Raw genomic sequence first — 12448 nt, 5'->3', positions numbered from 1 at the left:
GCCGGGGGTGCTCCGCGGGGGCACGGGGGGTGCCCCTGGGGGCGCGAACCGCGCTCCAGGGGCACCGAGAAGGACACCTGTTCGGAAGTGTGCGGTGCGGCGGGTCAGCCGCCGAGCGCACCGCCGGCGCCGCCGCCCTCGGCGAGCGGGTCGCTCTCCAGATGGATGACGCCGTAGTCGTACGCGTGTCGCCGGTAGACGACGCTCGGCTGCTTGGTGTCGGAGTCGACGAAGAGGTAGAAGTCGTGCCCGACCAGCTCCATCTCGTAGAGCGCCTGGTCGAGCGTCATCGGTGCGGCCCGGTGGGTCTTCTCGCGCACCACGAGCGGGCCTTCACCCTGGACCTCGATGGAGCCCATCATCGTGGTGGGCACCTTGTCGGCCTCGTCGACGGCCAGTTGGCCGTCGCCGTTGAGCTTCGCGGCGCCGGGCACCACGTCCCCGACCTCCGCCGCGGACAGCCGGCCGTTGCCACGGCGGGTGTACCTCTTGTCGTGCTGCTTGCGCAGTCGCGCCTCGAGCTTGTCGCTGGCGAGGTCGAGCGCTGCGTACGCGTCGGCTGCCGCCGCTTCCGCCCGGATCACCGGGCCTCGGGAGTGGAGGGTGATCTCCACGCGGTCGGACCGGTCGGCCTGCCGCGGGTTGTGCTCCTTGGACACCTCGACGTCGAGGCTGATCACCTTGCCGTCGAGCTTCTGGATCTTCTCCAGCTTCAGCTTCTCGGCCACGTGCTTGCGGAACCGCTCGGGCACCTCGGTCTTGCGGCCCTTGACGACGATGTCCACGCAGAACTCCGTTCCCGGATCGCCCTGGTCGGCTCCTTGGCCGCCGGGCATCTCCCTTTGCACCAGACTCCGGTGGGTCACCGGAGCTCGGACTTGGCGACTTCGACCTCCTCCTCCCCAGTCGACAAGATCTCCACCCCATCGACAAGAGGTTAATTCGCCCTGAACTCCTGTCCTGTAGGCGCAACCATGTATTCGGTGAGGCGATGGCATTCGCCATTCCTCACAACCGAACATAGCCCCTTCGGACGGGTGTCGGCACCCTCTACCGCGACATACCTCCGTACGGGTGCTTTCACCTCTCACCACCTGCAACGATCCAAGTTTCCGGCGAGTTCCGGTTTATTTCGAACGAAGCGGGAGAGGATGCGATCACAGCCGCCGCCCGCTGTTCGATTTCACGCTGCGCCGAACCGGCCGGTAAGCCGTGCGGTATTCCCTGAATGAACGGAAGATGTACGGCTCCGAGGGCGCGCGCCGCCTCCGCGAGCGAGGCACCCGTGGTCATCAGGTCGTCCACGAGAATCACCCGTCCCGCCGTCAGGAGCCGTGCGCCGCCCGGCACGACCTCCAGCGCCCCGGTCAGGTTCGCGAGGCGCCCGCGCGCCCCGAGACCCGCCTGGTCCGCCACGTACCGCCGCTGCCGGAGCACGGGCACGACGCGGGCCGGCCGCCCCGCCCGCCGCAGCCGGGCTGCGGCGGCCAGCGCGATCCGCCGCGTCGGATCGTGCCCACGCGCCCGTACGGAGCGCCGCGAGGACGGCACCGGTACGAGGAGCAGCGGTCCGTCCGCGAGACCCGCACCGGGCGGGGCAGCGGCCTCCACGGCCCCCGCGAGGGCGCCGCCCAGGGGCCCGGCGAGCGTGAGCGCCCCGCGTTCCTTGTGGGCGAGGAGCAGCTGCCGCACGGCGTCGGCGTACGGCGCGGCGGCGTGGACGACGGGCAGTCCGGGCGGCTCGGGCGCGGGCCGCACCCTGCGCGGCGGCGTCCCGGCGAGCGCGTCCGCGCAGGCCGGGCACAGCTCCGTCCGCGGCCTGCCGCAGCCTCCGCAGGCGACCGGCAGCACCAGTCCGGCGATCTCGCGCCACCACCCCCGCATGGCTCCACTGTGCGCCTCCGGGCGCCTCCCGGCCACCCCTGTGGAAAACCCACCCGCGGAGCCCGAAGTACGTCAGGTGCGGCCCTCACGGCCCTCGCTCGACGGCTATCCGGGGTAGACCGGCGAGAACCCCTTCTTGGCGACCGGCTGCCAGTTCGTCCCCGGCGCGAGCCGCACGATCCCGTCGTCGTCGGAGTCGGCCACCACCGGCACGGTCTCCTCGTGCGGAGCGGCCACCGAGGTCACCCCGTTCAGGCCGGGGAGCACGGAGGTCGTCGAGGTCGAGCCGTCGGTCTGGAGGTAGCGGATCTGCTGGACGCCGCCCGCCTCCCTGCCGACCACGACGAGCCGGCTGGGTCCGGCCCAGGAGACGGCCTTGACCGACTCCATCCGGGGCGCGGCGGGCTGGAGGTCCAGGACGGAGACGATCTGCTCCTCGTCGGTCGTCTGCCGCTGGATCCGGCCGATCTGCAGGGTCGTGCGCTCGCCGCGCGTGACGACCAGGGCGATCCGTACCCCGTCGGCGGAGACCCGCAGGGACTCGATGCGGGCGCCGTCCCCGAGCCAGGGCGTGCGGACCTTCACGGGGTGGCCGGTGCCGTCGGGCACCATCCACAGCTGGGGCGCTGCGGGGTCCCGGTCGGCGACCCACAGATCGCCCCTGCCGTCCCAGCTGGGCGCGGAAAGCCGGTCGTCCGGCCGGGCGGCCCTGCTGGTCAGGACGGGCGGCAGCGGGTCCTGCTCGGTGGTGATGGAGGAGACGATCAGCTCGCGGCCGGTCTGCCCGACGCCCGCGGCCCGGGTCTCGCCCCGGTCGACGGCGACCGAACGGAGCGGCACCGTGCCCTTGCCGAACGGGCCCGGCACCTCGACCGGCGCGTTCGCCTCCTTGCCGCCGACCAGGAGCATCATCAGCTTGCCGTGCTCGTCGACGAAGTACGGGTGCTCCTCGCGGTCGGTGTCCCGCACCGCCGCGAACTCGACCGCCTGCCCCTTGCCGAGCCGGCACAACGACTGCCCGCCCGAGCCCAGGAGCTCCACCTGCTCGACCCGCACGGAGGTGAGGTCGCCCAGCGTGAACAGCAGCTGCGCCGCCATCCGCCGGCACGCCTCGCCGCCGGCCCGGTCCGCCTTGGCGTTGAGCGGCACCCGCAGCGTGGACTGGTCGTCCGTGGTCAGGGTGGTGACGCCGGCCTTCAGCTCCGTGCCGGAGGGGAACTGCGAGTCGACGGCGGGCTTCAGCCAGTTCGTGGGGCCTTCGAGCAGCGCCTTGACCGTCTGCGTCACCGGATCCATCCGGGTGACGGGGTCCTGCCGCTGCCGGATGTAGACGGGGTCGGCGACGACCCAGTCCTCCCCGGAGGCGAAGTAGTACTTGTTGACCGACCGGTAGTTGCGGAGGAAGTCCGCCTCTCCGAGGATCAGGCCGGGCGGGAGGCTGTCGATCCGCCACTCCTTGCCCTTGCCGTTCGCCAGGGGCTGCTGCACGACGTGGATCGACTGCAGGTACTCGGCGGGGCTGTTCGGCTGGTAGCCGTGGCGGGCGTCCACGGTCGCGATCTTCCGGCCGGAGAGCGGGAAGGCACGCCCCTGGTTGTCGGGGTCGGCGTTGCGGTCGGCCTGCTCGCGGTCGGGCGCGGTGGTGAGCACGGTGATGCTCTGCTCCGGCCTCCAGCCCTGCGCGGCCTTCTTCGTGAGGTACTTGCGGGCGGTGGCGAAGCCGGGGTCGTCACTGGTCATGGCTTCCAGGAAGCCGTCGACGATCTCGTCCGGGTCGGCGTTCTCCCGGGGCGCGACGGCGTAGACCCGCACCTGCGAGTCGCCCGTGCCGGCCCCCTTCACGGCCTGTACGTCCCCGCTGTCGGGCATCGTCGCGCACCCGGTCACCAGGAGTCCGCCGCACGCGGCGAGGACCACCGCGCGTGTGCTCCGTCCCCGCCCCGCGTGCTCCGCTCGGGAGTCAGCGCCCACGTGTCCCGTCCTCCTGCTCCAGATGCCCGTTCCCCCCGGCCGTCGCCGGGCCCGTACCGCCGCCGTCACCGTCCGTCGCCGCTCGCGCCACGACCCGCGCGCCGCTGCCGGGCAGCGCCGTCGGGTCGACGGTCGCCCGCGGCGCCTCGGGCAGCCTCGGCGGTACGGAGAGGGCCGACCGGTCGCCGACGGGCTGCGGCGGCACCGACGCGAGCCGGTCCCGGTCGCGTCCGGCGGCCGCCTGCTCACGGTTGCGCCGGGAGTCCTCCGGCTCCAGCGGGATCGGCGACCCCCGCAGCGGCTCGTCCGCGGTGCGCGGCAGGGTGAGCCGGAACTGCGAGCCTCCGCCGGCCTCGCCCCAGGCCTGGAGCCAGCCGCCGTGCAGCCGCGCGTCCTCGACGGCGATCGACAGGCCGAGGCCCGTACCGCCGGTGGTACGCGCGCGTGCCGGGTCGGCGCGCCAGAACCGGTTGAAGACCCGGGTGGCCTCGCCCGGCTTGAGTCCGACGCCGTAGTCCCGTACGGCCACGGCGACGGCCCCGCCGGCGGCGGCGAGCTTCACGACGACGTCGCGGCCCTCGCCGTGCTCGACGGCGTTGACGACGAGGTTGCGCAGCACCCGCTCGACGCGGCGGGCGTCCGCCTCGGCCACCACGGGCTGCTGGTCGCCGAGGACCACGATCCGGGTGCCCTTGCGCTCGGCGAGGGGCTCGGCGCCGCCGATGACCCGCCGCACGACCTGGCGCAGGTCTATCGGCTCGGCCTCCAGGGCGGCCGCGCCCGCGTCGAAGCGGCTGATCTCCAGGAGGTCGGAGAGCAGCGACTCGAAGCGGTCGAGCTGGTCGCCGAGTAGTTCGGCGGAGCGCGCGGTGATGGGGTCGAAGTCGACGCGGGCCTCGTGGATGACGTCGGCGGCCATCCGGACCGTGGTCAGCGGGGTGCGCAGCTCGTGCGAGACGTCGGAGACGAAGCGCCGCTGCATCCGCGAGAGCTCCTCCAGCTGCTGGATCTTGAGCTGGAGGTTGGAGGCCATCTTGTTGAAGGCCTCGCCGAGGCGCGCGATGTCGTCCTCGCCGGTGACCTTCATGCGCTCCTGGAGGCGGCCGGCGGAGAGCCGTTCGGCGATCCCGGCGGCCATCCGCACGGGCGTGACGACCTGGCGCACCATGAGCCAGGCGATGGCGCCGAGCAGGACGACGACGAAGAGCCCGGCGGTCGCCAGGGTGCCCTTGACCAGGGTGAGGGAGTCCTCCTCCTGGCTCAGGGGGAAGAGGTAGTACAGCTCGTACTGGTCGCCGTCGGCGTCGTTCAGCCGCTTGCCGATCACCAGGCCCGGCTCGGACGCCTTGCCGCTGGTGTAGTGGATCCGCGAGAACTTCTGGAGCGTGCCGGTGCCCTGCGCGACGTCGTGCCGCAGGTCGGCCGGGATGCTCGTGGCCGGGTCGACCTCGCCGGAGGCGCGGGCGCCCCGGCTCGCGGTGTCACTGCTGTCGAGGGAGAGCGCGACCACGTTGAACGCGCTCTGGCCACCGCTGGCGAGCTGCTCGACGAGCGTGGAGCGCCAGTTCACGGAGACACCGGTCCGCACGCCGTCCTGCTGGCCGGGCGCGGAAGGGGTGGTCGCCGCCCGGTCCTGGGCGGCGGAGAACCCTCCGGCGGCCTGGCTCTGGGCGGCCCTCTCCTTGGCTTCGAGCAGGCCGTTGCGGACCTGCACGATGACGACGAAGCCGAGGAGCAGCACCACGCCGAGCGACATGAGCAGGGTGCCCGCGACGATCCGCAGCTGGATGTTCCGCCGCCACAGCCGCACGGCGGGCAGCAGCGGCCGACGCACCCAGCGTGCGAAGAGCCGCAGGACCGCCCTGCTGCGGAGCAGACGGCCGAATCGCGAGCCCCCCCGCCCCGGACCGGCAGTCCGCCCCGTACGGACTCCCGGATTCCCGGGCTTCGGAGCAGCGCTGCCCACACTCATGTCAGCTCGGCCCCGCCTTGTAGCCGACACCGCGGACGGTCACCACGATCTCCGGGCGCTCGGGGTCCTTCTCGACCTTCGAGCGCAGCCGCTGGACGTGCACGTTCACCAGGCGGGTGTCGGCCGCGTGCCGGTAGCCCCAGACCTGCTCCAGAAGCACCTCACGCGTGAACACCTGCCACGGCTTGCGCGCCAGCGCGACCAGCAGGTCGAACTCCAGCGGGGTCAGGGCGATGGACTGCCCGTCCCGCTTCACGGAGTGCCCGGCCACGTCGATGACCAGGTCGCCGATGGTGAGCTGCTCGGGAGCCGGCTCCTCGGACCTCCGCAGCCGCGCCCGGATACGGGCGACGAGCTCCTTCGGCTTGAACGGCTTCACGATGTAGTCGTCGGCCCCGGACTCCAGGCCCACGACCACGTCGACGGTGTCGCTCTTCGCCGTGAGCATGACGATCGGCACCCCGGACTCGGCGCGGATGAGCCGGCACACCTCGATGCCGTCCCTCCCGGGCAGCATCAGGTCCAGCAGCACCAGATCGGGCTTGGCCTCTCTGAAAGCGGCAAGCGCCTTGTCACCGTCCGCGACGAACGACGGCTCGAACCCTTCACCCCGCAGCACGATGCCGAGCATCTCGGCCAGTGCGGTGTCGTCGTCGACGACAAGAACGCGTCCCTTCATATCGACATCATCCCATTAGCCAATCGTTACCTGCCGTGACCTGTCCCACAGCCCCTCCCCCTGCCCGGGCCCCGCTCTCGTGGCAGACGGCCCGCTCGGCCCGTCGGCGCACGGTTCGTGCGGTCCGATCGGGCATCCGCACAGTGTGCCGTCTGCCGCTCGCACAATGAAGGTCCGGACAAAGGTACGAAGGAGATGCGGGCTCCGGCCCACGGGCGGGCCCCGCGTGGCACGATGGCACCCGGCCCGCCGCCGTGTCAGGTGTCGGCCGCCGTGACCGAGCCGGTTCGCCGATCCGGCACCGCGACCATTCCTCCGAGGTGGACGACCGTGAACGACACTCCGGGCTGGACCTCGCCCGGATCCGCCCCCTCCGGCGGCCAGGACGGCTCGGGGACCCCCGGGCCCGCCTCCTCGGCCGACGCGAACGGCTCCGCCGCCCAGTGGTCCAAGGACCAGCCGCCCGCCGGCCAGTGGTCCCCGCCGTCCCACGGGACCCCGCCCCCGGCGCCCGGCCAGAACTGGGGAGCCCCGCCCCCGAACGTCAACTGGGGCGGGGCTCCGGCCGCGAAGCCCGGAGTCATCCCGCTGCGCCCGCTGGGCATGGGCGAGATCCTCGACGGCGCGGTGAAGACCCTCCGCACCTACTGGCGCACGGTCCTCTCCATCACGGTCACGGTCGCGGTGATCTCCCAGATCGCCAACATCCTGGCCCAGCGGTACCTCGTGCCGGCGGCCCCGAAGCTCGATCCGGACGCCACGCCCGCCGAGCAGATCCAGCAGTCCCTCGACTCCGCGCAGTCCTCCGTGATCGCCCTGGGTCCCTCGCTCCTCGTGACGATGATGGCGTCGCTCGTGAGCGCCGCCCTGCTGACCGTCGTCATCAGCCGCGCGGTCCTCGGCCGCCCGGTCTCGCTGGGCTCCGCCTGGCAGGAGGCCCGCCCGCGCCTGCTCCAGCTCCTCGGCCTGACCCTGCTGCTCGCGGCGATGACCGTCGCCGTCATGACGGTCGGCCTGCTCCCGGGCCTCCTGATCGGCGGCGCCCCCGGCGTGGCACTGGCCCTCCTCGGAGGTCTCGGCGCCATCGTGGCGGACGTCTGGCTGGTGATCCGCTTCAGCCTCTCGTCCCCGGCCCTGATGCTGGAGCGCCGGGGCGTCGTCCAGTCCCTGAAGCGCTCGGCGAAGCTGGTGCAGGGCTCGTGGTGGCGGATCTTCGGCATCACCCTGCTGACGCAGCTTCTGCTCGCCCTCTTCGCCATGATCATCACGATCCCGTTCACCATCATCGGCTTCTTGGTCGACAGCGAGGGCTTCACCGGTCTGCTCTCCGGCAACAGCACCACGTTCGGCTGGCCGTTCCTGATCGTCACGGGCATCGGCGGTGTCATCACCAGCGCGATCACCTACCCGATCTCGGCCGGCGTGACCGTCCTCCTCTACGTCGACCAGCGCATCCGCCGCGAAGCCCTGGACCTCGAACTGGCCCGGGCGGCGGGCCTCCCCGGCTACGGCCCCACACCCGGCACCGACGCCGTCGGGGGCTGATGCGGTGACGTTCACGGGGGGAGCGGCCGCGGCACTGGCCCGGCTGCGCGGCGACGGCCACACACCGGTGGACATCTCCCGCGTCCCCGCCCGCGAGGCGGCGGAGCGGGAGCTGTCCGATCCGAAGTACCACGAGAACGACCCGAACCTCCTCCAGCGCGGCCTCAGCCGCTTCTGGGAGTGGGTCGACGAGCTCTTCGGCGCCGCTTCGACGGCCACCCCGGGCGGCGTCCTCGGCCTCATCGTCATCGTCGTGCTCGTGGCCGCCCTCGTCGCCGCCCTCTGGTGGCGCCTCGGCACCCCGCACCGGGCGCCCGGCACCACCGGCGACTCCCTCTTCGCCGACGGCCCCCGCACCGCCCGGGACCACCGGACGGCCGCCGCCAAGCACGCCTCCGCCGGCCGCTGGAACGAGGCCGTCCAGGAACGGATGCGCGCCATCGTCCGCTCCCTGGAGGAGCGCACCCTCCTCGAACCGCGCCCCGGCCGCACCGCAGACGAGGCGGCCGCCGAAGCCGGCCGTTCCCTCCCCTCCCACGCGGACGACCTGCGCCTCGCGGCCCGCACCTTCGACGACGTCACGTACGGCGGCCGTACCGCCGACGAGCCCGCGTACCGCCGCGTCGAGGAACTGGACACCGCCCTGGAGCGGACCCGCCCCACCCTCGACGCCGCCTCCACGGGGACGCCCGCATGAGCCGCCCGGTCACCCACACCACCTCGACCGCCCCCTCCGCCCGCCAGGTGTGGACCCGCGTCCGCGGCGCGGTCCTCGTCGTCGCCCTGGTCCTGACCGGCGGTCTCGCCCTCGCGACGGTCCGGTCCACCGACGCCCACGGCGCCCTCGACCCGCGCTCCGCCGACCCCCACGGCAGCCGCGCCGTCGCCGAACTCCTCAAGGCCCGCGGCGTGACCGTCACCCTCGCCACCACCCTGGCCGAGGCCACGGCGGCCACGGACACCGACGCCACTCTCCTGGTGACGACCCCCGACCTGCTGACGGACGCTCAACAGTCGACGCTCCACACGGCGATGAAGGCCTCCGCCGCCCGCACGGTCCTCGTCGGTGCCGGCCACGCCTCCCTCGGCACCCTGGCCCCGGGAGTCACCAGCGCCCCCAGCACCCTCGTGACGGAGCGCGCCCCCGCCTGCACCCTTCCGGCCGCCACCCGCGCCGGCAGCGTCGACCTGGGCGGCGAACGCTACGAACTCTCCCCCGGCACCACCGCCGAAACCTGCTACCGCGCCGAAGGCCTGCCCACCCTCGTCCTCCTCCCCGGCACCGGCTCCAGCACCGGAAGCGCCGACACCGTCCTCATCGGCTCGCCCGACATCCTCTACAACTCCCGTCTCGACCAACTCGGCAACGCCTCGCTGGCCCTGCAACTCCTCGGCTCCCGGCCCCATCTCGTCTGGTACCTCCCCTCCCTCTCCGACACCTCGGCCACCACCGACGCACCCGCCGACGACACCACGGGCAACTTCCTCGCCCTCATCCCCTCCGGCTGGCGGTGGGCCACCCTCCAACTCGCCCTCGCGGCCCTGCTCGCCGCCCTCTGGCGCGGCCGCCGCCTCGGCCCCCTGGTCACCGAACGACTCCCCGTCGCCCTCCGCGCCTCCGAGGCCACCGAGGGCCGCGCCCGCCTCTACCGCAAGGCGAACGCCCGCGACCGCGCCGCCTCCGTCCTGCGCACCGCGACCCGCACACGGCTCGCCCCGCTCCTCGGCGTCCCCGTCCAGGACGCCCACTCCCCCGACCTCCTCCTCCCCGCACTCTCCGCCCGTCTCCCCGAGACCACCGCGGACCCCAGGAACCTCCTCTTCGGCCCGGCTCCCGCCGACGACGCCACCCTCATCCGCCTGGCGGACCAACTCGACGCCCTCGAAAGAGAGGTACGCACCTCATGAGCGCCCCGACCCCCGAGACCGCCACGGACTCGGACAGCGCCCGCGCCTCCCTGGAGGCCCTGCGCACCGAGATCGCGAAGGCCGTGGTCGGCCAGGACCCCGCCGTCACCGGTCTCGTCGTCGCCCTGCTCTGCCGGGGACACGTCCTCCTCGAAGGCGTCCCCGGAGTCGCCAAGACCCTCCTGGTCCGCTCGCTGGCCGCCGCGCTCGAACTCGACACCAAGCGCGTCCAGTTCACCCCCGACCTGATGCCGAGCGACGTCACGGGCTCCCTCGTCTACGACGCCCGCACCGCCGAGTTCTCCTTCCAGCCCGGCCCGGTCTTCACCAACCTGCTGCTCGCCGACGAGATCAACCGCACGCCCCCGAAGACCCAGTCCTCCCTCCTGGAGGCGATGGAGGAGCGTCAGGTCACGGTCGACGGCAGCCCGCGCGCCCTCCCGGAGCCCTTCCTGGTCGCGGCGACGCAGAACCCCGTCGAGTACGAGGGCACCTACCCGCTCCCCGAGGCCCAACTGGACCGGTTCCTGCTGAAGCTGACGGTCCCTCTGCCCTCACGCGCGGACGAGATCCATGTCCTCACCCGTCACGCCGAGGGCTTCGACCCCCGCGACCTGAAGGCCGCCGGCGTCCGCCCCGTGGCGGGCCCCGCCGAGCTCGAAGCGGCCCGGGCCGCCGTCGCCAAGGTCTCGGTCTCCCCCGAGATCGCCGGCTATGTCGTCGATATCTGTCGTGCCACGCGTGAATCCCCCTCGCTCACGCTCGGGGTCTCCCCCCGAGGCGCCACCGCCCTGCTCTCCACCGCCCGCGCCTGGGCCTGGCTCACCGGCCGGGACTACGTCACCCCGGACGATGTGAAGGCCCTCGCTCTCCCCACCCTGCGTCATCGCATCCACCTGCGGCCCGAGGCCGAGATGGAGGGGGTCACCCCCGACTCCGTCATCAACTCGATCCTCGCCCACGTCCCCGTACCCCGCTGAGAACGGCGCCCCATGGCCCTCACCGGACGAACCGCGCTACTCGCCGCCCTCGGATCGCTCCCCGTCGGCATCCTCGCCCCCAGCTGGGCGGGGATGCTCGCGGTGAACGCGCCCCTCTCCCTCGCAATTCTGTGCGACTACGCCCTGGCGGCGCCAGTACGAACGCTCCAATTCACCCGAAGTGGTGATACATCCGTTCGACTCGGTGACGGGGCCGAGGTCCAGCTCACCGTCACGAACCCGTCCCGCCGCCGCCTCCGCGCCCAGCTCCGCGACGCCTGGCCGCCCAGCAGCTGGCTCCCCGGCACCGAACAGGCCTCCTCGCGCCAGCGGTTGACGGTCCCCGCCGGAGAGCGCCGCCGACTGACCACGAGCCTGCGCCCGACCCGCCGCGGCGACCGCCGCGCGGAACGGATCACGGTCCGCTCGTTCGGCCCCCTCGGCCTCGCGGCCCGCCAGGGCCACCACGAGGTCCCCTGGACGGTCCGCGTCCTGCCGCCCTTCACCAGCCGCAAGCACCTGCCGTCGCGCCTGGCCAGGCTCCGCGAGCTCGACGGCCGCACCAGCGTCCTCACCCGCGGCGAGGGCACGGAGTTCGACAGCCTCCGCGAGTACGTCCCCGGTGACGACACCCGCTCGATCGACTGGCGGGCCACGGCCCGCCAGACCACCGTCGCGGTCCGTACCTGGCGCCCCGAGCGCGACCGGCACATCCTGATCGTCCTCGACACCGGCCGCACCTCGGCCGGCCGCGTCGGCGACGTGCCGCGCCTGGACGCCTCCATGGACGCGGCTCTCCTCCTCACCGCGCTCGCCTCCCGAGCCGGCGACCGCGTGGACCTCCTGGCGTACGACCGCCGCCTCCGCGCCCAGGTCCAGGGCCGCTCCGCCGGAGACGTCCTGCCGGCCGTGGTCGAGGCCCTCGCCCCGCTGGAACCCGAACTCGTGGAGACCGACGCCCGCGGTCTGGCCGCGACCGCGCTGGCACGCGCGCCGCGCCGCTCGCTGATCGTCCTCCTGACCAGCCTCGACGCCGCCCCGATCGAGGAGGGCCTCCTCCCGGTCCTCCCGCAGCTCGCCCAGCGCCACACGCTCCTGGTGGCCTCCGTGGCCGACCCCCACGTCACGCGCATGGCCGCGGCCCGCGGCACGATCGAAGCCGTCTACGAGGCCGCCGCGGCCACCCAGACCCAATCCCAGCGCACCCGCACCGCGGACCAGCTCCAGCGCCACGGCGTCACGGTCGTCGACGCCACCCCCGACACCCTCGCCCCGGCCCTGGCAGACGCCTACCTCGCCCTGAAGGCGGCCGGCCGCCTCTGAGAGAGCAGTACCAACCCACCCCCCGAAAGGGAGTCCGGGCCGTAAACGCAGAAAAGCCCCGCACCATGAGGTGCGGGGCTTTCCCACAATGATTGTTCGGCGGCGTCCTACTCTCCCACAGGGTCCCCCCTGCAGTACCATCGGCGCTGAAAGGCTTAGCTTCCGGGTTCGGAATGTAACCGGGCG

The 12448-nt window shown here is 73.1% G+C and carries 10 protein-coding genes and 1 rRNA gene; 5 read left to right on the top strand and 6 right to left on the bottom strand.

Annotated elements, in window-relative coordinates; genetic code table 11:
• Window positions 1–104: 104 nt before the first annotated feature.
• The 5 genes from hpf to mtrA all read right to left on the bottom strand — a co-directional run bounded on the left by hpf (window position 105) and on the right by mtrA (window position 6506).
• Window positions 105–785, bottom strand: a complete 681-nt coding sequence (gene hpf / locus GGE06_RS00055) for a ribosome hibernation-promoting factor, HPF/YfiA family (RefSeq protein WP_376593531.1) — start codon at window positions 783–785, stop codon at window positions 105–107.
• Between the two features lie 295 nt (window positions 786–1080).
• Window positions 1081–1884, bottom strand: coding sequence for a ComF family protein (locus GGE06_RS00050; RefSeq protein ID WP_184929760.1), 804 nt, complete (start codon window positions 1882–1884; stop codon window positions 1081–1083).
• 105 nt (window positions 1885–1989) lie between these two features.
• A complete protein-coding gene (locus GGE06_RS00045) occupies window positions 1990–3855 on the bottom strand; it encodes an LpqB family beta-propeller domain-containing protein (RefSeq protein ID WP_116160696.1) in 1866 nt (621 codons plus the stop codon).
• Window positions 3845–5827, bottom strand: coding sequence for an MtrAB system histidine kinase MtrB (gene mtrB, locus GGE06_RS00040; protein ID WP_116160695.1), 1983 nt, complete (start codon window positions 5825–5827; stop codon window positions 3845–3847). The genes GGE06_RS00045 and mtrB overlap by 11 nt, the downstream gene beginning before the upstream one ends.
• Before the next feature lies 1 nt (window position 5828).
• Window positions 5829–6506 carry a two-component system response regulator MtrA gene (mtrA, locus tag GGE06_RS00035; RefSeq protein WP_010356958.1) on the bottom strand — a complete coding sequence of 226 codons (678 nt, stop codon included), beginning with the start codon at window positions 6504–6506 and terminating at the stop codon, window positions 5829–5831.
• Between the two features lie 330 nt (window positions 6507–6836).
• Between mtrA and GGE06_RS00030 the strand changes: the two genes are divergently transcribed.
• Genes GGE06_RS00030 through GGE06_RS00010 form a run of 5 tightly spaced genes read left to right on the top strand, consistent with a single transcriptional unit; the run spans window position 6837 to window position 12262 of the window.
• The gene (locus tag GGE06_RS00030) at window positions 6837–8051 is read left to right on the top strand and encodes a DUF7847 domain-containing protein (protein WP_184929759.1); all 1215 of its coding nucleotides are present in this window, start codon (window positions 6837–6839) and stop codon (window positions 8049–8051) included.
• Window positions 8052–8055: 4 nt separating this feature from the next.
• Complete coding sequence (locus GGE06_RS00025) at window positions 8056–8748, top strand: DUF4129 domain-containing protein (protein ID WP_116160680.1); 693 nt, start codon at window positions 8056–8058, stop codon at window positions 8746–8748.
• Complete coding sequence (locus GGE06_RS00020; RefSeq protein ID WP_184929758.1) at window positions 8745–9959, top strand: DUF4350 domain-containing protein; 1215 nt, start codon at window positions 8745–8747, stop codon at window positions 9957–9959. Before GGE06_RS00025 ends, GGE06_RS00020 begins: the two co-directional genes overlap by 4 nt.
• The gene (locus tag GGE06_RS00015) at window positions 9956–10939 is read left to right on the top strand and encodes an AAA family ATPase (protein ID WP_116160678.1); all 984 of its coding nucleotides are present in this window, start codon (window positions 9956–9958) and stop codon (window positions 10937–10939) included. The genes GGE06_RS00020 and GGE06_RS00015 overlap by 4 nt, the downstream gene beginning before the upstream one ends.
• Window positions 10940–10951: 12 nt before the next feature.
• Complete coding sequence (locus GGE06_RS00010) at window positions 10952–12262, top strand: DUF58 domain-containing protein (RefSeq protein ID WP_116160677.1); 1311 nt, start codon at window positions 10952–10954, stop codon at window positions 12260–12262.
• A 94-nt stretch (window positions 12263–12356) separates the two neighbouring features.
• Here the strand turns inward: GGE06_RS00010 and rrf are convergent.
• A 5S ribosomal RNA gene (gene rrf, locus GGE06_RS00005) occupies window positions 12357–12448 on the bottom strand; the annotation flags it as partial.

Source organism: Streptomyces nymphaeiformis (assembly GCF_014203895.1).
GTDB lineage: Bacteria > Actinomycetota > Actinomycetes > Streptomycetales > Streptomycetaceae > Streptomyces > Streptomyces nymphaeiformis.
The sequence above is the reverse complement of the archived record's forward strand: the minus strand, read 5'-3'. Positions and strand labels throughout refer to the sequence as shown.